Genomic DNA, 19,544 nt, shown 5'->3' with positions numbered 1-19,544 from the left:
CACTCCTCCAATTGGTATTACTGAGACGATACCACGCAGCGCGGGGAGTTAAACGGACAAATATGCCGGTAATTAAAGCTGCTGAGCCGTTTCGGGAAAAGCGCCGGTGTATTTCGCAGACGGCCTGTAAATCATGTTGTCAGCGGACTGTTCAAGCACGTGTGCGCACCAGCCTGCCATTCTGCTCGCTGAAAAGGTCGGCGTAAACAAATCATTGTCGACATCAATGGCCTGCATCACAGCCGCTGCGTAAAACTCCACATTCGTATACAGCTTCCGTCCGGGCTTATATTGCTCTAACAAACGGATGGCTTCCTTCTCCACATAAAGCGCCAAGTCAAGCGACGGATCATTTCCCGCCACTTCTTCAGCCTTTATGCGCAGCGCTTCCGCCCGCGGGTCTTTTGTTTTGTACACCCTATGTCCGAAGCCCATCAGGCGTTCTCCCTTCATAAGCTTCGCTGCCAAATACGCTTCTGCATTTTCTTTTTCCCCGATGTCTTCAAGCATTTTCGTGACGCCTGAAGGTGCGCCTCCGTGCAGCGGCCCTTTCATCGTACCCAGTGCGGCAGTGACGGCAGACACTAAGTCCGATTCAGTCGAAACGGTGACTCTCGCTGAAAAAGTCGATGCATTCATCCCGTGCTCCATCGCCAGAATCATATACGTCTCAAGCGCTTTCTTTTGGGCTGCGGACGGCTGCCTGCCTGTCAGCATATACAAATAGTTTTCAACGTGTCCGTATCGCGCCTCAGGTGACAACGCTTCCTGCCCTTGTTTACGGCGGTATCTGTACGCAATAATCGTCGGTGTGACGGCAATCAGTTTAATCGCTTCTTCCGGCTTGGGCGGATATGTAAATGAATCTGTGCCCAAACCTGAAACAGCCGTTCTCAGCACCGCCATGTCGTCCATTTCATCCGGAAGCGTTTCCAGTAAGTCGATCAAATGTTTCGGAAGCCCGCGCTCGGCTGCAAGTTCTTCCTGAAACGCAAGCAATTGCCGCTCATCAGGAAGCGTCCCGTTCAAAATGAGATACGCCGCTTCTTCAAAACTGAATTGCAGCGCGATATCCTTTGCGTCATAGCCGCGATATATTAAATGCCCCTTTTCTCCGTCAATATGGCTGATAGCCGTTTCTGCACAAGTAATCCCTTTCAATCCACGATAAATCAATTTCATTCCCCCTTATCCTCTTTCTGTTATTATAGTAAATATAATATTTAAAAAATAATGAATATTTTTAAGGGAATTAATTAAAACTTTTAATCAGAGGAGTGCATCTATGGATTTTAAATGGCTTCACACCTTCGTCACCGCGGCAAAATATGAGAATTTCAGAAAAACGGCGGAAACGCTTTTTTTATCTCAGCCGACCGTCACCGTTCATATAAAATTATTAGAGAAAGAAATCAGCTGCAAGCTGTTTCAGCGGAGCGGCCGGAAAATACAATTGACGGAAGAAGGAAAAGCATACGTGCCGTTTGCCATGAGGCTTTTGGAAGACTATGAAAACAGCATGGCGGAGCTGCACAGGGTGCGCCAGGGCTACTCGCACACGCTGACACTCGCTGTTTCGCCGCTTATCGCCGACACCGTTCTCCCGTCTGTCATGAAGCGTTATACAGAGGACAATAAAGAAACCGAAATGACGGTCACCATTTTCGAATCGGAAGAAATCGCCTCTCAAATCAGAAACGGCTCAGCCGATATCGGACTGAGCTGCTTAAAGGTGCAATCATCTTCCCTCACTTGCCGCCCCCTGTACAATGACCCCGTTGTCCTCGTCGCGCCGCCCGGCCGAAAACCCGGGACAGGGAAGGCGGATGAAGTGAAAGACCTGTTCGGACAATATCTGCTTTTGACCCATAACCATCCTGACTATTGGGATGATTTGCTCCGCCAGGTCAGAATACAGTTCTCTTTCGTCAGGACAATGAAGGTGACACAGACTCATATTACGAAACGATTTATTAAAGAGGGGCTGGGCGTCTCATTTCTGCCGCTGTCAGCGGTACGGGCCGAACTCGCCGCAGGCAGCATGATTGAAATTCCGTGCGAATTCACCCAGATGCCGAGCGCGGGCGCGTACGCCATCGCCCTCTATGAAAATGAAAAAAAGAAAACCTTTTTAGATTTTTTATCACATTTTCATTTTTAGGTGAAACAAATGGAGCTCTGTCCCGTCTAAATAAAAAACCCGTTCTGATGAACGGGTTTCTATCGCTGCTAGAATCTTTTCGCGCCAAGGTAGCGAGGTTTCCAGTAGCTGTTATTCAGATCACTTGTTGTGACGCCGTCAGAACCGGCATGGATGAACTTGTTGTTTCCGATGTACACACCCATGTGTGAAGGGCCGGCCTGATATGTTGTAAAGAAGACGAAGTCTCCTCTTGACGGGCTGGACACGCTCTTCATTGAGCTCCAGTATCCCGCAGTGCTCGTTCTCCCGACACTCGTCTGTTTGTTTAATAGGTACCAGATAAATCCGCTGCAGTCAAAGCCGGAAGTCGTTGTTCCGCCCCATACATACGGCGTGCCGGTTAAAGATTGCGCATCAGAAATCAGCTTGTTTACATTCAGGCTCGTCTGTGCAGCATTATGGCTGGATGAAGGCTGCTTTGATGACGAAGATCCTGAAGACGTTGAACCGGAAGTTAATCCCTTTACTTTAAGAACTTGTCCGATGCGGATCAGGTCCGTTTTTAAACCGTTTAAACTTTTTAATTGGTTTACCGTCATTTTATATTTATTCGCAATTTTCCAAAGGCTGTCGCCTTTTACGACTTTATATGTAGACGATGATGACTTGCTGCTTGAGCTTGAACCTGAGGATGATTTACCGTTAATCGAAAGCGTCTGGCCGATGTAAATGATATCCGATTTTAATTTATTCTCAGATTTAATGGAATTAATTGACGTTCCATACCGATTTGAAAGTCCCCATAATGTATCGCCTTTTTTTACCTTAATCGTTTGCGCAGATGCCGCGCCCGCAAACAAAGTCGTCCCCAAAACCACTGCCGTTGTTGCTGTAACAAGTTGCTTTTTCATATTTTCCTCCCTGAATGATTCTATCTATTTTATTTGTCTCTTTTTTAAAGTTTTTATCTGTTTCCTATTATAAGGTTCAATTTCCACTAGAAATAGACTTGACTTCCCGTGACAAATTTCTTACTAATTCGTTTTAGAAAAAAGTTTTTAAGGGTATTAAATATTTCAATTTGATTTCAAACGTGACGAAAAACGAGTCAATTTGTCATGTTTTTTTCCTGTGATCCTCGTATTTTGGAAAAACAAAGCAGTTTACTTTCCAAATAACTCCTTGTTAAAAAAATCCTCATCTTTTTCAAAAAAGTGAATGGTTTTCACTCTTTCTTGAAAACATAAGTTACACCGGAATTTACATTTCTAACAATATTTCACCTGAAATTTACAGGAGAAACAGGCGCTCTTTACAAACACCCCCTACCATTAGACATGCAGACACGATTAAAGGAGGACGAGTGAGAATGAGTCTATTTAAACAGGTTCGATCAAAACTTCTGCCGGCGGCAGCCGTATCTGTACTGACAGCCGGTCTGATTGCGGGCGCGGGGCTTCAGCACTCCGAACAGGCTGCGGCAAAAAAACAGCCTGACAAAAACGAAATCAGAAACGTCATCTTCATGGTCGGCGACGGAATGGGCGCTCCCTATATGAACGCCTACCGTTCGGTCATTAACAAAGGAAAGCCTTCGGATGGTATGAAACTGACGGCATTCGATCCCAATCTCACCGGTATGATGATGACTTATCCTGACGATCCTGATTCCAATATTACCGATTCCGCAGCGGCTGGCACGGCAATGGCCACAGGCGTGAAAACGTATAACGCGGCGATCGGAGTCGATAAAAAAGGAAAGCGGGTAAAATCCGTCCTCGAAGAAGCGAAACAAAGAGGGAAATCCACCGGACTTGTCGCAACTTCGGAGATTGCGCACGCCACCCCTGCGGCATTCGGAGCCCATAACAAATCCCGAAAGAACATGGATGACATCGCAAGCAGCTACTTTGATGACCGCATCAACGGAAAACAGAAAGTCGATGTGCTCCTTGGAGGCGGCAAGTCAAACTTTATCCGTAAAGACCGCAATGTAACAAAGGATTTCAAAAAAGCGGGATACAGCTACGTGACATCAAAACAGGAGCTCAAAAAGGATCGTAACAAGAAGATTCTCGGCCTGTTTGCCGATGGCGGACTCGACAAAGCAATCGACCGCTCAAACGCCGTCCCTTCATTAGAAGACATGACAACGGCAGCGATCGACAGGCTGAACAAGAATAAAAAAGGGTTTTTCTTAATGGTCGAAGGCAGCCAAATTGACTGGGCGGGACATGACAATGATATAGTCGGCGCAATGAGTGAAATGAAGGATTTTGAAAAAGCGTATAAAGCAGCAATCGCATTTGCCAAAAAGGACAAACATACGCTTGTCGTTGCCACGGCTGATCATACCACCGGCGGATTGACGATCGGCGCGAATGACGATAAAAACTGGCATGTTGAACCGATTCTTGCCGCCAAAAAAACACCGGCGTTTATGGCTGACCAAATCAAAGCGGGCAAATCCGTATCTTCCGTGCTTGCGCGTTATACAGACCTGAAATGGTCAAAAGCGGAAATCAAACAGATCGAAACGGCCTCAAAACAGGATGCTGACAAGAGCGTCTACAAAGCGATCATTAAGCTCTTTAATGCGAAAACCAACAGCGGCTGGACAACCGGCGATCATACGGGCGAAGAAGTTCCCGTTTACGCATACGGTCCGGGAAGAGAGTCATTTACGGGGCTTTTAAACAACACGGATCAGGCCAAAAAGATCTTTCACATCCTGAAACACGGAAAATAAAAAAGGATGCGGGGGTTTCCCCGCATCCTTTCTTCTTTTACAGATATCTCCGGTGCACTCCTTTGCCGTCATACGAAAACATCACTTCTCTGTCTTCAAGAACAGATTCGATGTGCACGCTCCTGCCCCACAGCTGGTACAGATACGGCAGCACTTTCTCCAAATATTTCAGATCAAGCTCAATTCCCTCATACCAATGTTTAATATAAAGCTCATTATTCTTCAGGTAATCCCCGTCATTGACGGTCAGATAAGGAAATCCCCCGTTCACCCGCATGTTCACGAGCTGATCTCGCACGGCCTTCCATTCTTTGTCGATCACTTTATAGTCCCTGCCCTGCTTTTGGAATAAATACAAATCCTCACGCATTACGAGATCTTTCGTCAAATAATTGCGGATAAATGATATATCCGATTCAATTTCCCTGACCTCAAACATTTTCTCGCGTCCGGAACCGGGCTTTACTCCTGTTTTTTTCATTTCATCTGTCGGGTTGTCATAACGCTCTTCGATGTCTTCAAAAATTTTCAGCCCTAAATAATACGGGTTGATTCCCGTTTTTGACGGCTGAACGACGCCTGCGTTCAGCTTCGCAAATTCGATGGCTTCATCTGAAGTCAGGTCAAGCTCGCGGATAATCCGCTGATGCCAATAGGATGCCCAGCCTTCGTTCATGATTTTCGTTTCCAGCTGCGGCCAGAAATACAGCATTTCTTCTCTCATCATGGTTAAAATGTCACGCTGCCACGGTTCAAGCTCCCGCGAATGTTCTTCGATAAACAGCAGAATATCTTTTTCCGGCCGGGGCGGAAACGGTTTTTTCCCTTTTTTCTTTTTCACCTGCTTCGGCTTATCCATTCCCCATAAATCATCGTAAGGCGATGGCGCGGTTTCTTCTTCGTCCTCCTCTTCGTCATCGACGCTCCACAGCAGCTTCGGCCTGACGAGCGACGGATCGATATGCTCCTGAACCGCCAGAATGGCATCTAAAAAGGACTCCACCTCTTTTATCCCGTGAATTCTTTCATAATGCTTAATCCGCTCCGCCGCAGCCGCCATACTCTCAACCATGTCCCGGTTCGTATTTTGAAAGCGGCAGTTATGTTTGAAAAAATCACAATGGGCAAGAACATGGGCTACAATTAATTTATTTTGGATCAGCGAATTGCTGTCCAGCAAAAAAGCGTAGCAAGGGTTGGAATTAATGACAAGTTCATAAATTTTGCTCAAACCGAGATCATAATGGAGTTTCATCTTATGAAATTGTTTACCGAAACTCCAGTGGCTGAATCTCGTCGGCATGCCGTACGCGCCGAATGTATAAATAATTTCAGCCGGGCAAATTTCATATCTCATCGGGTAGAAATCAAGGCCGAAACCCTTCGCAATCTCGGTTATTTCCTCAATTGCCCGCTGTAAACCTTTTGTCTCCTCCGCGTTCAACCGAATCCCCCCTACTTGGACTTATTTATAATGTATGACCCCTCCTCTCAAAAGATGAAATAACAGACCGGTTTCCGGCTGAAAACTTTCGGCACATCCGCGCCGTTTGCTTTATATGTAAGTGGGTAAAACACACACCATACCCCAAAAAAAAGGAGCGATTCTACTTGAATACAGCAGACATGCTTACGACGTATCTCAGCAAACTCCCGAATCTGGTCATTGCACTGCTCGTCCTGCTTATCGGCTGGGGCATTGCCAAAATCATTGAAAAAGCCGTATACAAAGGTTTGCAAAAAACAAAAATTGACGACAGACTGTTCGCCGAAAAAAAGCCGGCGCGCTATTCCTCAGAAAAAGTCATCAGTAAAGTCATTTATTTTATCGCATTAATCATCGTTTTTATTCTATTCTTTAACATTCTGCATCTGACAACCGTGGCTTCGCCTTTTGTCAGCATGCTGTCAGCGATAACGGCGGCTGTGCCGAGCATTTTAAAAGCCGGCTTGATTCTGCTGTTGGGCTGGGCGGCCGCTTCGCTTTTCAGCTATCTCGTCAAAAAAGCGGGCATGAAACTCGCTGAAAACGGCCGGTTCAGAAAATGGACAATGGTGTCTGAAGAAGCGGAGATGAGCAGATCCGTTACGGCCGCTTCACGAATCGTTTTCTACTTCGTCTTGCTCTTGTTCCTGCCCGGCGTCTTGGCCGCTCTCCAAATCAAAGGAGTATCAGGGCCGTTTACAAATATGATCCAAAGCGTTTTGTCCTTTATACCGAAAGTATTCGCCGCGGCGCTGATTGTTTTAATCGGCTGGCTTGTTGCCCGTCTCGTCCGTGATATCGTCACAAACTTTCTGGCGAGTATCGGCACGGAAAGGCTCGCCGCACGTATGGGGCTTTCTATTTATCTGAAGGATACAAGCCTGTCGGCAATCATCGGAACGATTGTCTACGTGCTGATTTTCATTCCGGTGATCATTTCTGCGCTTGACCGGCTTGATGTGGCGGGTATTTCTGAACCGGCGTCAGCCATGCTGCACACGGTCTTCACAATGCTCCCTAATATCATCATCGGTATCGTGCTGATCATCGCCGGCATCTGGATCGGAAAATGGGTCAACAGCATTGTATCCGGGCTCTTGCACCGGGCCGGTTTCGACTCTCTTCTCGGTAAAATGGGCTTTGAACAGGCGGGTACCCCGAAGCTGACGCTTTCTCAGACGGTCGGCATGATTGTTCAGATCATCATCGTCCTGCTCTTTACGGCAGAGGCGCTGCAGCTTGTTCATCTCGAATTTCTCGTCGTTATCGCAACAGGTATTATCGCTTACCTGCCTAATGTTCTGGCCGCTGTATTTATTCTCGGAATCGGGCTTTTGGCCGGACAGCTCGTCAGCAGGCTGCTTGCCGGCATGCTGAGCGGAAAGGAATTCAGATTCCTGGCGCCGCTTGCGAAATATACCATTATCACTCTCTCAATCTTTATGGCGCTGGATCAGCTCGGTGTCGCCGACACGATCGTAAATGCCGCGTTTATTCTGATTCTGGGCGGTTTCGCGCTTGCCTTCGGACTTTCATTCGGTCTTGGCGGAAAAGAATTTGCCTCCCGTTATCTCGCAAAATTGGATCGCAAAATTGAAAAACATCAATCGGCTGACGATCGTAAGCCGCCGATGTCTTAACAAAAAAACGTGTGCTCAGAAGGAGCGCACGTTTTTTTTTGAGTTAAAGGGGCAAATTCCTTTTTTTTCATTTTAGATTCATATATGATAGACTGTAACAGAAGCAAAATCTCTTTTTCCGAGGTCATTCTATGAAATTAACGAACTATACCGATTATTCTTTACGCGTTTTGATTTTTTTGGCTTCCAAACATTCCGACGAACTTTCCAACATAAAAGAAATCGCAGATACTTATTCCATCTCTAAAAACCACCTCATGAAAGTCATTTACCGCCTCGGCCAGCTCGGGTATGTCGAAACGATCCGGGGCCGGGGAGGCGGAATCCGATTAGGAATGACACCGGAAGACATAAACATTGGAGAAGTCGTTCGAAATACAGAAGACGACTTTAACATCGTAGAATGCTTTGACTCCAAAAAAAATCTCTGTATCATATCTCCCGCCTGCAACTTAAAGAACCTTCTGAATGAAGCCCTGCAAGCTTACCTGGCCGTTTTAGACAAATATACGTTAAGGGATCTGGTCAAAAACAAAGAGGAGATTATGAGACTGCTCAGAAGCTGAAGGAATGTCCGCATTCCTTCTTTTTTTTTATGCCGGCGTAAGAAAAAAGGACTATTTCTATTAATATGATAAACGATTGCAGACAAGTGCCGATATAAAGATTATCATTACTGATATCCTCACCTTGCGGCTGCAACGAATGGGGATAGTAAAATCATCGCAGGAAAAGGGAGATTCATTATGAAAAAAAAGGTAGCGGTCGGTTTGACTGCATCTGCGATCGTCGGGTCTGCGTTAGCTGTAACACCGGCAGAAGCACAAACGATTAAGGTTAAAAGCGGAGATTCATTATGGAAGCTTGCCCAAAACTACAATACAAGCGTGGATGCCATTACATCAGCCAATCATCTAAAATCCACCGTTATTTCTATCGGGCAGACGCTCAACATTCCTAACGGCAAATCAGATTCCGGCAGCAAAAAGCCGTCTTCAAAGAACAGCGGCACGACTAAAAGCGTCTATACAGTGAAAAGCGGCGACTCGCTGTGGCTGATCGCATCTGATTTTAAAATGTCCGTACAGGAACTGAAAAAATTGAACGGTCTGACAAGCGACTTAATCCGCGCCGGACAGAAGCTGCAAGTGACGGGGAAAGTTTCCTCAAGCACCGATCAGAAAAAAACCACACCGGGCAGCAGCTCAAACAGCAGCAAAAAGCAGTCATCATCTTCCGGGACGTATAAAGTCAAACTCGGCGATTCACTATGGAAGATCGCAAACAGCGTCAATATGACCATTGCGGAACTCAAAGTATTAAACAATTTAAAAACGGATACGATCTACGTAAACCAAGTCCTGAAAACAAAAGGAACGTCTTCTTCGGGAAACACGCCGTCAAAAGACAATTCAAACCAAAATAAAAACCAGACGCAAACGTCCTCCTATACAGTAAAAAGCGGAGACTCACTCTGGAAAATCGCAAACGCATACAACATGACGGTTCAGCAAATCAGAAGCATCAACAAACTGACTTCAGACATGCTTCGGGTCGGACAAGTGCTTAAGCTGACAAAAACGTCATCTTCCGGCTCTTCGTCTTCACCGTCAACTCCGAACCAGTCCGGAGATACAGGGAAAACCACTACATATACCGTAAAAAGCGGGGATTCTTTATGGGTGATCGCCCAAAAGTTCAATGTGACCGCCCAGCAGATCCGCGAGAAAAACAATCTGAAAACAGATGTTCTTCAAATCGGACAAAAGCTGACGATTACCGGGCAGCAGACAAACACGACACCGAATCAGTCCGGCAACACAGGCGGCACAGGTTCAACAAGCGCGAAGATTAATGTAATGATCGATGCCGCAAAAGCTCAACTGGGCGTACCGTATGTATGGGGCGGGACAACGCCGAGAGGCTTTGACTGCAGCGGTTTCATTTATTACGTTCTCAATAAGGTCACTTCTGTATCCAGACTTTCAGCCGCAGGCTACTGGAATACGATGACATCAGTCAGCCAGCCGGCGGTCGGTGACTTTGTCTTTTTCTCAACTTATAAAGCCGGACCTTCCCACGTCGGTATTTATCTCGGGAACGGCCAGTTTATTAATGCCAACGATTCGGGTGTCGTTATTTCCAGCATGAACAATTCCTATTGGAAACAGCGCTACCTCGGCGCAAAACGTTTCTTCTGATATCTGACAAGCTGTACGGCCTCAATTAGGCTGTGCAGCTTTTTTTACAGTCTGAAAATATTAATGCTGATCACATGTTTTGTCACGGGATGGAAATACACTTCAGCACGGGATGAAAACGTTTCTTTTGCTGTTTGCACCGTTACGCGAAACACATCTTTCGTCTGTTCCCGGTTCACTTTTGTACGGCCCATGTACGAATAATCAGTAAGCTCGGCCCCCTTGTATTCACGTTCAAGCTGGTTCCATGCGAGCTGCTCCCATTTTTCAACTGATGGATCAAGGTGTTCTGTATGCCCTTTTTCAGCGATCGAGGCAATGAGAATGCCGCAAAACAAGAGGGCAAGCGCAAATGGAAGGGATTTCATCTTTATGTTCTCCTGAGTCGTTTTTTGTCAATCTTAGCGTGTCCAAAGAAGAGACGGATATGCGGTTTTATTTTATGTCTCCCTCATATTGCTATGCCGCATTGATAAGGACACCAACTTTTCCCCCGTTGCATCCGGGCTTCAGCGGCATAAACTAACGGAGAACTTCTCATTGAAAGGAGAAGCGTTAGATGGATCATGCCGATTATGACAAAGCCTTGTATTACACACACCGATCTCAATGGGACAATTTGTTAATATTGATGGTTCGTACAAAAGATGATTTATTATCAAAGCGTATTGAGCACTTTCTGCACGCGTATCATTTCGAATATGATCATGCGGTGCTTGAAAAAGAGCTGTATTCTCTTCTCGGGTATATTGATCATGCGGCAGAGCTCGCTTATGAAGATCAATTAGCCATGCTGACATAAAACAATCCCGGCGTCAGACGCCGGGATTTCTTGTGTTTGTGAACATATTCAGCTCTTCGATCATCTCTTTCAGGCTGACCGCCATATCCTCAGATACGGTCCGGCGCTCCATGTCAATGTGAATCGGGTCTAAGACCAGCTGTTTCGGGATGACATTTGCATAAACGCCCCGCATGACCGTCCGCATATTCGCCAGCGCGTTCATGCCTCCTTTTCCTCCGCCCGCCGCGGCAATGATTGCCACCGGTTTGTATGCCCAGTGATCGCTGCTTAAAAAATCGATGGCGTTTTTTAAAGCGCCGCTCATGCCGCTGTGATACTCGGGAGATAATAAGACGACGGCCGCCGACTTTTTCACCTGCCGCCTTAACTCTTGCACTGAAGGCAGCTCGTTCTGTTCTTCTTCACCGTTATAAAGCGGCAGATCACTTTCGCTCAAATCAACATAATCGGTATGAAACCGGTCTCTGATATAAGAAGCGGTAATTCTAGTCCGCCCGTTTTTTCTCGGTGTTCCGCTGATCACTAATATGCTCATGATTTTACCGCCTTTCCAAAAACATTATATTTTACCGCATACAATGCCGCCTGCGTCCGATCGGAAAGATTCAGCTTTGACAGCAGGTTGGACACGTGGGTCTTCACTGTTTTTTCTGAAATAAACAGGGCCGCCGCAATTTCCTTATTGCTTTTTCCTTTGGCTATTTCTTGAAGAACATCTTTTTCACGAGGGGTCAGGTGATAATATTTTTCCTTATCCTGATCATCCTGAACCATATGGGTCAGCACATGAGGCACAATATCCGCCGACAGCCGGTAACGTCCGGAATATACTTCCCGGAGCGTTTTCACTAAATCATCGGGCTGGGCGTCTTTCAGCTGATACGCTTTTGCGCCGGCTTTAAGGGCGGGAATGACATGCTCCTGATCAGAATAGCTCGTCAAAACGACGATACTGATGTCCGGAAATCGTTCAGCCGTAATTTTTGCCGCTTCTATGCCGTCCATATCAGGCATTGATAAATCCATCAGAATGATGTCCGGCTCCGTCTTTTCAGCTTGCTGAAGCGCTTCAGCACCGGTGGACGCCTCACCGACAACTTCAATGTCTTCCTGAGTGGCGAAGAAATAGCGCAGTCCTTTGCGGACAACGTGATGATCATCAGCAATCACAATTTTCATCAATCAGACCTCCTGTCCCGAAACGGAAGCCGAACGGAGACAATCGTTCCGGCGCCAAGCTCGGATTGCAATGTAAAGCGGCCTCCGATCGCTTCGGCGCGCGCTTTCATGCCGGCCACGCCGAGCGATGGGAGCACAGCATGCGCATCAGCGCTGAAGCCCGCTCCACGGTCGCTAATGTGAAGCTCAGCGCAATCCGGCTTTTTAACGGCGGAAATGATAACCCGGTCCGTTCCCGCATGCTTTTTACAGTTATTCAAGGCTTCCTGGGCGATCCGCCAAAGCGCGTGTTCCTGTTCATCCGTAAGCTCCAGCTCATCCTCCATTTCACAAACGGCTTCCAGGCCGATAAGAGCGGCATAGCTTTTGATCGACGCATACAGCCCTTTCGTCAAACTTTCCGGCTTCAGCTGCCAAATGAGCGCCCTCATTTCTGTTAGCGCATCCTGAGACAGCTCTTGAATAAACGTAATCATCTGACGGAGCCGATCATCATCTGTAAAGCTCTTTGCGGCTTTTGCCGTTAAGCTGACAGAAAACAGCATCTGATTGACGGAATCATGCAGCTCTTGCGCAAGTCTGCTTCGTTCCACCAACAGGGCGTTCTGCTGCTCAAATTCGGCCAATTTCATCCGCTGAATCGCCGTTCCGATTTGAAATGCAACCGCTTCAAGAAGATGCAGTTCTTCTTCGTTAAAAAATGTCTTTTCACTTGCGGCGACGTTTAATAAACCGAACTTCCGGCCGCCGTCCTCAAGCGGTACGGTCGCATGATGGGTAATGCCCTCCGTATCGCGGCAGTTCGTCGTCTGTTCCGCAAATTCAATCCGTTTACAATTCATTATGTTTACGGCCTTTGTCAAACCCCCATTGCTGAATTTGGTCAGACAATAGCATTCCCCGCTGCACATGAGTGCATTTTCCCGCTGACCGAGAGCCGGCGGTAAATAAGCGGATGCGGCGAGCGTATAAGATCCGTCCGGCTTAATCAGAAAAATCCACCCTGTCTGCAGCCCGGTCAGGCTGAGCAGTTCGCGGAGCACTTTATCAAGCGCTTCCTTTAAATCGTGGCTTTGGTTTAAAGTTTCCGCAATCGCTTTTAACGTTTTTAACGTTTCTACCGTCGTTTTCGTCAATTTCCCTCACTCCGGCCAATCAGAATTATCCATATTATATCAATTCTTTTCTGTATATTCCTTTGTTTTCAGCATGAATTTTCCTCATACTTTCGGATGAGACGTATAAAAAAACCGCCGGATGTCGCTTCCGGCGGTTTGTTGTTATTTCGTTTTTTCCACTATGCCATCCACTGTTTTCATGACGGCTTCAGATAATGAGGCAAGACGCTGTTCGCTGTCTTGTAAAGAAGTTCCCTTCACGGCGAAATAGAACTTCACTTTCGGCTCCGTTCCCGATGGACGAAGACAGAACCAAGAGCCGTCTTCAAGGAAATATTTCAGGACATTTGACTTCGGCAGATCAATATCCTCTTCATGATGATCGGCAAATACAGTCCGTTTTCCCGTTGAATAGTCTTCAGCCTGCGTGATTTTTTTTCCGGCCATCTGCTTCGGCGGATCGTTTCGGAATGAAGTCAGGATAGCGGAAATCTGCTCGGCTCCCTGCTTTCCTTTTAACGTCAATGACTTCAAGCCTTCACGGTAATATCCGTATTCTTTAAAAATGGACAGCAGCGCGTCATAAAGCGACATGCCCTGCTTTTTATAAAAGGCGCATACCTCGACGGCTAACAGCGCAGCCTGGATCGCGTCTTTGTCACGCGCGAAATCGCCGATTAAGTAGCCGTAGCTTTCTTCATACCCGAACTGGAACGTGTATTGGCCTGATTTTTCATATTCTTTGATCTTTTCACCGATAAATTTGAAGCCTGTCAGCGTGTCAACCGTATCTAATCCGAACGATGAAGCAACGGCGCGGCCCAATTCGCTCGTGACAATCGTTTTCATGACGACACCGTTTTCAGGAAGGGTGCCCTGTTTTTTCTTCTCGGAAAGCAGGTAATGCAATAAAAGCGCGCCTGTCTGGTTTCCCGTCAGCACTGTGTACTTGCCTTCGCTGTTTTTTACAGCAATGCCGAGACGGTCGGCATCCGGGTCCGTAGCGACGAGAATATCAGCGTTTTGTTCTTCTCCGAGCTTAATGGCATATTCGAATGCCGCGTGCTCTTCCGGATTCGGCGATTTGACGGTTGAAAAATCCGGGTCCGGCAGCTCTTGTTCCTTTACGACGGTGACGTTTTTGTAACCGAGTGCTTCAAGACCGCGGCGTACCGGTTTATTTGCCGTGCCGTGCAGCGGAGTGAACACGACGCTGACATCCACTTCATCCGAAAGCTCGGGATGTACGGAGATGGAAGTCAGTTCTTCAGTATACGGTTTATCAATTTCTTCACCGATTATTTTAATCAAACCTTTTTCTTTCAGCGACTGTTCATCTTCAACTTGAATCGTTAATTCATTTTCTATGGCATTCACTTCCGCAATGACGATGTCCGCTTCTTTCGGCGGCAGCTGTGCGCCGTCATCGCCATACACTTTATATCCGTTATATTCAGGCGGGTTATGGCTGGCCGTCACGACGATACCGGCATAAGCGTTCAGCTTTCTCACCGCAAAAGACAGCTCAGGCGTCGGGCGGAGCTCATCAAATACGTATGTTTGAATGCCTTGGGAAGCAAGAGTTTTTGCAGCTTCCATCGCAAACTCAGGAGATTTATGACGGGAGTCGTATGCGATCGCAACCCCTCTTTTTTTCGCGTCTTCCCCCTGTTTCGCGATATACGCCGCAAGTCCGGCGGATGCTTTGCGGACCGTGTAAATATTCATCCTGTTCGTACCCGGCCCGATTTCTCCTCTCATGCCTCCTGTTCCGAACTCAAGATTTTTGTAGAAAAAATCTTCCAGCAGCTGCTCGTTTCCTTCTGCGTCCGCCAATAATTTTTTCAATTCTGAATCTAATTGTTCGGCCTGATTCCAGCGTTCGTAACTCTTACTCCAACTCATGTTCGTCCTCCTATAATTTCAGCTTATGACCATATTTTAATATGAAGCGGCTGCCCGTGTCACTTGATAACTTAACCAAATGCTTTATGTAAGAAGATAAAAGAAGGGCTCATGCCTTTTCGGCACAGCCCTCCGGTAATTATTGTTCGAGCGGAACAACCGCGTCGTGCAGCAGCGTATTTAACCACTCAGTGTGTTTTTCTTTCGTTTCGTCATTCCATTGGAATCGGTCGCTCATGTAATCAATCACGGCCGTTTTATACGTTTGCACCCATTTGATGTCGAAGAACAGTCTTCCCGTTCTGCGGACGAAGAAATCGGCAGGTGTCGCAGCCATTTCTTCTTCGATGCTGTAAGCTGCTTCAGCCAAAATGTGAACCGGAATCTGGCGTTTTTCCGCTTCGTCTTTCAGACCCTCAATCCGGCTGAATACATTTTCAACGTTAGAGCCGTATCTGATGGCTAACTGCTTAGCCGTTTCCTGTGATAAACCGATTTTCAAGCCGTCTTTTGTCTTTGCTTCCACAAATGACTCGAAGTTTTTAGAGCCGCCGACATGCCCGCCGGATATCGGCATCGTCTTCGTTTTGCAGCCGCCGAAGTCCTGGCCGCCCTCTTCTTTCAAGCGGTCGCGGACAAGATCGACAATGTGCTCAGCCATTTTACGGTAGCCCGTCAGTTTTCCTCCGGCGATCGTAATCAGGCCTGATTGAGATGTCCAGATTTCATCTTTACGGGAGATCTCAGACGGGTCTTTCCCTTCTTCGTGAATAAGCGGTCTGAGGCCGGCCCAGCTTGATTCAATATCGTCCGCCGTAATGTTCAGTTCCGGGAACATATAATTGATGGAGCTGACGACATAATCGCGATCCTGCACCGTCATGCGCGGGTGCTCAAGTTTTTGTTTGTAAACCGTATCGGTCGTACCCACGTATGTTTTTCCTTCACGCGGAATGGCGAACACCATCCGGCCGTCCGGCGTATCAAAGTACACCGCCTGTTTAAGCGGGAATACGGATTGGTCGAATACGAGATGGACCCCTTTTGTGTGCTGAAGATGTTTTCCGCTTTTGCTGTGGTCTTTTTCTCTCAGCTCGTCGACCCACGGACCTGTCGCATTGACGATTTTTTTGGCGTAAACTTTGTATTCCTTGCCTGACAGCAGATCCTCAATTAAAACGCCGACAACTTTTCCTTTTTCATAAAGCAGTTCTTTCACTTTAGAATAGTTGACAGGCTCCGCACCGAATTTAACGGCTTCTTTCATGACTTCAATCGTCAGTCTCGCATCGTCCGTCCGGTACTCTACATAATAGCCTCCGCCTTTTAAGCCGTCTTTTTTGACGAGCGGCTCTTTTTGCAGTGTTTCTTTAGCAGACAGCATGCTTCTGCGCTCTGATTTTTTTACTCCCGCTAAATAGTCATACACACGCAGACCGATGGAAGTAGAGAATGAACCGAACGTGCCGCCTTTATGAAACGGCAGCAGCATCCATTCCGGCGTCGTGACGTGCGGGCCGTTTTCGTACACGATGGCACGTTCCTTACCGACTTCTGCAACCATTTTGACTTCAAATTGCTTCAGATAACGCAAACCGCCGTGGACAAGCTTTGTGGATCGGCTTGATGTGCCGGCCGCGAAATCCTGCATTTCGCTCAAAGCGACTTTCATTCCCCTTGAAGCAGCGTCAAGCGCCGTACCGGCACCCGTAATACCTCCGCCTATAATAAACAGATCGTATGTTTTTTTAGTCATGTCTTCCAGCATATGATCCCGTTCCAAACTTGAAAATTGGTGATTCATCATTACGTTTCCTCCTTGTTGTCACGGTATAGAAAAAGAGACCACAACAGCCAAAGCGCATGTCATCACTTTGGTGCTGTGGTCTCTCCTCATCTCAGGACCGTTCCTATTAACTTGTTTTCAGTATACCACATTTTTATCTTATTTAAAAGCCATAGCTGCATTTACTGCTTTTTTCCATCCGCCGTACAATTCATCGCGTTTTTCATCTTCCATTTCCGGTTTGAATTGCTTATCAAGGTTCCATTGATCAGCGATTTCAGTGCTGTCCTTCCAGTAGCCGACAGCGATTCCGGCCAAATACGCAGCACCGAGCGCCGTCGTTTCATTAATTTCCGGACGTTCGACCGGCACATCAAGCAAGTCGCTCTGGAACTGCATAAGGAAGTTATTTTTTACCGCTCCGCCGTCTACACGCAATGTTTTTAAAGAGATGCCTGAATCAGCCTCCATGGCATCAAGCACATCTTTCGCCTGATAAGCGAGAGATTCAAGCGTAGCCCGGATGAAATGCTCCTTCGTCGTTCCGCGTGTCAGGCCGAAAACTGAGCCGCGCACGTCACTGTCCCAGTACGGTGTGCCTAATCCGACGAAAGCGGGCACGACATAAACACCATCAGCGGAATCCACACGCTCTGCGTATGTCTCGCTTTCTTTCGAATCTTGGAACATCCGCATGCCGTCTCTCAGCCATTGGATGGCAGAACCTGCGACAAAGATGCTTCCTTCCAGTGCATACTCGACTTTTCCGTCTAATCCCCAGGCGATTGTCGTCAGAAGGCCGTGATCAGAAGTGATGGCTTTTTCTCCGGTATTCATCAGCATAAAGCAGCCTGTGCCGTATGTGTTTTTCCCCATGCCTTCTTCAAAGCACGCCTGGCCGAACAGCGCAGACTGCTGGTCTCCGGCCGCTCCCGCAATCGGAATGTTTTTACCGAAGAAATGATAATCAACCGTTTTCGCGTACACATGAGAAGACGGTTTCACTTCCGGCAGCATTGATTTCGGCACGCCTAAAATATCAAGCAGCTCGTCATCCCATTTTAATTCATGTATATTAAACATCAGCGTTCTTGAAGCGTTGGAATAATCCGTTACGTGCGCCGCCCCTCCGGACATTTTCCAGATGAGCCATGAATCAATCGTTCCGAACAGAAGATTTCCGTTTTCCGCTTTTTCCCGCGCGCCTTCTACATTGTCAAGAATCCATTTGACTTTCGTTCCTGAGAAATAAGGGTCGATCAAAAGTCCCGTTTTTTCTCTGAATGTATCATTATATCCTTTTTCACGAAGCTCTTCGCAAATGCCGGATGTTTGTCTCGATTGCCACACAATCGCATTGTATACCGGCTTTCCGGTATCTTTATCCCATACGACCGTCGTTTCCCTTTGGTTCGTGATGCCGATGCCGGCAATTTGATCAGCGCTGATTCCGGACTCGGAGATCACAGTCGCGATAACGGCGAGCACCGATCCCCAGATTTCGTTCGCATTGTGCTCCACCCAGCCCGGCTGAGGGAAATGCTGTGTGAATTCCTTTTGAGCGGAATGCACGATTTTTCCTTCTTTATTAAAAAGAATCGCTCTTGAACTTGTTGTGCCTTGGTCAATTGATAAAATATAGGTCTCCATGATGCCGCTCTCCTTTTTAAATATATTCAGAATTTGATAATGTTTTCTGTGATTGAGATTTCTTGGTATAAATATAGAGTATGAAAAGTACTACAACCATTATAACGCTTACAAACCAAAAGCTAGGTGTCACATTTCCTTTAAACGCGGCATTGTAAAATACGCCGCCGAACGCACCGCCCATGATCGGACCGACTACGGGAATCCAGGCATATTTCCAATTTGACGGCCCTTTTTTCGGAATCGGCAAAAAGGCGTGAGCGATTCTCGGCCCCAAATCCCGCGCAGGGTTGATCGCATATCCGGTCGTCCCTCCAAGAGAAATCCCGATGGCAACGATGAGGAATCCGACAATCAGCGGGTTCAGCCCTTTTGTAAATTCATTCGCTCCGATTGCCAAAATGCCGAGCACAAGCACAAACGTACCAATGACTTCACTTATCATATTCCCAAATGTATGAGGAATACTCGGACCGGTCGAGAAAACGCCCAGTTTGGCGGCCGGATCATCCGTCGCCTTCCAATGCGGCAGATAATGAAGGAACACAACAACCGCACCGATCATTGCTCCGATCATCTGTCCCGCAATATAAACAGGGACCTCTTTCCAAGGAAAGCTGCCTTCAAGCGCAAGGCCTATCGTTAAAGCCGGATTCAAGTGGGCGCCGCTGATGCTGCCGACGGCATATGCCGCCATGGCTACTCCCAATCCCCAGCCGAATACAATAACAATCCATCCGGATTGGTATGAAAGCGATTTCTTTAAATTGACTCCCGCACAAACGCCGCCGCCGAAAATAACAAGCAGCATTGTACCGATTACTTCTCCCCAAAATGCTGTCATCATCATTCCTCCTAAATGACAAAATAGCAGGTTTGACA

The 19,544-nt window shown here is 47.1% G+C and carries 17 protein-coding genes; 6 read left to right on the top strand and 11 right to left on the bottom strand.

Translation table 11 applies throughout. The annotated features are described in order from the left end of the window. Positions 1–72: 72 nt before the first annotated feature. Complete coding sequence (locus SB724_RS00395; protein WP_045207585.1) at positions 73–1,176, bottom strand: citrate synthase/methylcitrate synthase; 1,104 nt, start codon at positions 1,174–1,176, stop codon at positions 73–75. Between the two features lie 109 nt (positions 1,177–1,285). On the opposite strand from SB724_RS00395, the gene citR reads away from it, so the two are divergent. Next, positions 1,286–2,161 carry a transcriptional regulator CitR gene (gene citR / locus SB724_RS00390; RefSeq protein ID WP_410569708.1) on the top strand — a complete coding sequence of 292 codons (876 nt, stop codon included), beginning with the start codon at positions 1,286–1,288 and terminating at the stop codon, positions 2,159–2,161. Between the two features lie 68 nt (positions 2,162–2,229). Here citR and SB724_RS00385 read toward each other — a convergent pair whose 3' ends face one another. Then, the gene (locus tag SB724_RS00385; RefSeq protein ID WP_410569706.1) at positions 2,230–3,054 is read right to left on the bottom strand and encodes a C40 family peptidase; all 825 of its coding nucleotides are present in this window, start codon (positions 3,052–3,054) and stop codon (positions 2,230–2,232) included. Positions 3,055–3,512: 458 nt separating this feature from the next. Here SB724_RS00385 and phoA point away from each other — a divergent pair, with 458 nt between their 5' ends. Continuing rightward, positions 3,513–4,892 (top strand): alkaline phosphatase PhoA, encoded by a 1,380-nt coding sequence (gene phoA, locus SB724_RS00380; protein ID WP_224181913.1) that lies wholly within the window; start codon positions 3,513–3,515, stop codon positions 4,890–4,892. A gap of 37 nt (positions 4,893–4,929) precedes the next feature. Here phoA and SB724_RS00375 read toward each other — a convergent pair whose 3' ends face one another. Beyond that, complete coding sequence (locus SB724_RS00375; RefSeq protein ID WP_410569703.1) at positions 4,930–6,336, bottom strand: SpoVR family protein; 1,407 nt, start codon at positions 6,334–6,336, stop codon at positions 4,930–4,932. Between the two features lie 167 nt (positions 6,337–6,503). Between SB724_RS00375 and SB724_RS00370 the strand changes: the two genes are divergently transcribed. From SB724_RS00370 to lytF, 3 genes are all read left to right on the top strand, one after another. Next, positions 6,504–8,018, top strand: a complete 1,515-nt coding sequence (locus SB724_RS00370; RefSeq protein WP_373418789.1) for a mechanosensitive ion channel — start codon at positions 6,504–6,506, stop codon at positions 8,016–8,018. 131 nt (positions 8,019–8,149) lie between these two features. After that, positions 8,150–8,584, top strand: coding sequence for a nitric oxide-sensing transcriptional repressor NsrR (gene nsrR / locus SB724_RS00365; RefSeq protein WP_032874275.1), 435 nt, complete (start codon positions 8,150–8,152; stop codon positions 8,582–8,584). Between the two features lie 180 nt (positions 8,585–8,764). After that, positions 8,765–10,219, top strand: a complete 1,455-nt coding sequence (lytF, locus tag SB724_RS00360; RefSeq protein WP_410569701.1) for a peptidoglycan endopeptidase LytF — start codon at positions 8,765–8,767, stop codon at positions 10,217–10,219. A gap of 44 nt (positions 10,220–10,263) precedes the next feature. Here lytF and SB724_RS00355 read toward each other — a convergent pair whose 3' ends face one another. Then, complete coding sequence (locus tag SB724_RS00355) at positions 10,264–10,587, bottom strand: DUF3889 domain-containing protein (RefSeq protein WP_003155332.1); 324 nt, start codon at positions 10,585–10,587, stop codon at positions 10,264–10,266. A 191-nt stretch (positions 10,588–10,778) separates the two neighbouring features. Between SB724_RS00355 and SB724_RS00350 the strand changes: the two genes are divergently transcribed. After that, positions 10,779–11,021: a YhdB family protein gene (locus SB724_RS00350; protein ID WP_021494909.1), complete on the top strand. Its 243-nt coding sequence runs from the start codon at positions 10,779–10,781 to the stop codon at positions 11,019–11,021. Positions 11,022–11,034: 13 nt separating this feature from the next. On the opposite strand, the gene SB724_RS00345 is transcribed toward SB724_RS00350, so the two are convergent. From SB724_RS00345 to SB724_RS00315, 7 genes are all read right to left on the bottom strand, one after another. Then, a complete protein-coding gene (locus tag SB724_RS00345; RefSeq protein WP_410569699.1) occupies positions 11,035–11,559 on the bottom strand; it encodes an NADPH-dependent FMN reductase in 525 nt (174 codons plus the stop codon). Next, entirely contained in the window at positions 11,556–12,203 is a 648-nt protein-coding gene (locus SB724_RS00340) for a response regulator (protein WP_044801687.1), read from the bottom strand. Before SB724_RS00340 ends, SB724_RS00345 begins: the two co-directional genes overlap by 4 nt. Beyond that, complete coding sequence (locus SB724_RS00335) at positions 12,203–13,339, bottom strand: GAF domain-containing sensor histidine kinase (protein ID WP_410569697.1); 1,137 nt, start codon at positions 13,337–13,339, stop codon at positions 12,203–12,205. The genes SB724_RS00340 and SB724_RS00335 overlap by 1 nt, the downstream gene beginning before the upstream one ends. A gap of 144 nt (positions 13,340–13,483) precedes the next feature. Continuing rightward, positions 13,484–15,226 carry a phospho-sugar mutase gene (locus SB724_RS00330; RefSeq protein ID WP_410569695.1) on the bottom strand — a complete coding sequence of 581 codons (1,743 nt, stop codon included), beginning with the start codon at positions 15,224–15,226 and terminating at the stop codon, positions 13,484–13,486. Positions 15,227–15,365: 139 nt separating this feature from the next. After that, the gene (gene glpD / locus SB724_RS00325; protein ID WP_003155341.1) at positions 15,366–17,033 is read right to left on the bottom strand and encodes a glycerol-3-phosphate dehydrogenase; all 1,668 of its coding nucleotides are present in this window, start codon (positions 17,031–17,033) and stop codon (positions 15,366–15,368) included. 138 nt (positions 17,034–17,171) lie between these two features. Continuing rightward, on the bottom strand, positions 17,172–18,662 hold the full coding sequence (gene glpK, locus SB724_RS00320) for a glycerol kinase GlpK (protein ID WP_007610291.1): 1,491 nt from the start codon (positions 18,660–18,662) through the stop codon (positions 17,172–17,174). A 16-nt stretch (positions 18,663–18,678) separates the two neighbouring features. Then, positions 18,679–19,506 (bottom strand): MIP/aquaporin family protein, encoded by an 828-nt coding sequence (locus tag SB724_RS00315; protein ID WP_032874243.1) that lies wholly within the window; start codon positions 19,504–19,506, stop codon positions 18,679–18,681. Positions 19,507–19,544: the final 38 nt, after the last annotated feature.

It is taken from the genome of Bacillus sp. SIMBA_031, from assembly GCF_046535225.1.
Classification (GTDB): Bacteria; Bacillota; Bacilli; order Bacillales; family Bacillaceae; genus Bacillus; species Bacillus velezensis.
The sequence above is the reverse complement of the archived record's forward strand: the minus strand, read 5'-3'. Positions and strand labels throughout refer to the sequence as shown.

Bases quoted from the DNA above. Each gene is read 5' to 3' on its own strand.
- citR (WP_410569708.1), top strand. From the start codon at position 1,286: ATGGATTTTAAATGGCTTCACACCTTCGTCACCGCGGCAAAATATGAG.
- SB724_RS00385 (WP_410569706.1), bottom strand. From the start codon at position 3,054: ATGAAAAAGCAACTTGTTACAGCAACAACGGCAGTGGTTTTGGGGACG.
- phoA (WP_224181913.1), top strand. From the start codon at position 3,513: ATGAGTCTATTTAAACAGGTTCGATCAAAACTTCTGCCGGCGGCAGCC.
- nsrR (WP_032874275.1), top strand. From the start codon at position 8,150: ATGAAATTAACGAACTATACCGATTATTCTTTACGCGTTTTGATTTTT.
- lytF (WP_410569701.1), top strand. From the start codon at position 8,765: ATGAAAAAAAAGGTAGCGGTCGGTTTGACTGCATCTGCGATCGTCGGG.
- SB724_RS00355 (WP_003155332.1), bottom strand. From the start codon at position 10,587: ATGAAATCCCTTCCATTTGCGCTTGCCCTCTTGTTTTGCGGCATTCTC.
- SB724_RS00350 (WP_021494909.1), top strand. From the start codon at position 10,779: ATGGATCATGCCGATTATGACAAAGCCTTGTATTACACACACCGATCT.
- SB724_RS00345 (WP_410569699.1), bottom strand. From the start codon at position 11,559: ATGAGCATATTAGTGATCAGCGGAACACCGAGAAAAAACGGGCGGACT.
- SB724_RS00340 (WP_044801687.1), bottom strand. From the start codon at position 12,203: ATGAAAATTGTGATTGCTGATGATCATCACGTTGTCCGCAAAGGACTG.
- SB724_RS00330 (WP_410569695.1), bottom strand. From the start codon at position 15,226: ATGAGTTGGAGTAAGAGTTACGAACGCTGGAATCAGGCCGAACAATTA.
- glpD (WP_003155341.1), bottom strand. From the start codon at position 17,033: ATGATGAATCACCAATTTTCAAGTTTGGAACGGGATCATATGCTGGAA.
- glpK (WP_007610291.1), bottom strand. From the start codon at position 18,662: ATGGAGACCTATATTTTATCAATTGACCAAGGCACAACAAGTTCAAGA.
- SB724_RS00315 (WP_032874243.1), bottom strand. From the start codon at position 19,506: ATGACAGCATTTTGGGGAGAAGTAATCGGTACAATGCTGCTTGTTATT.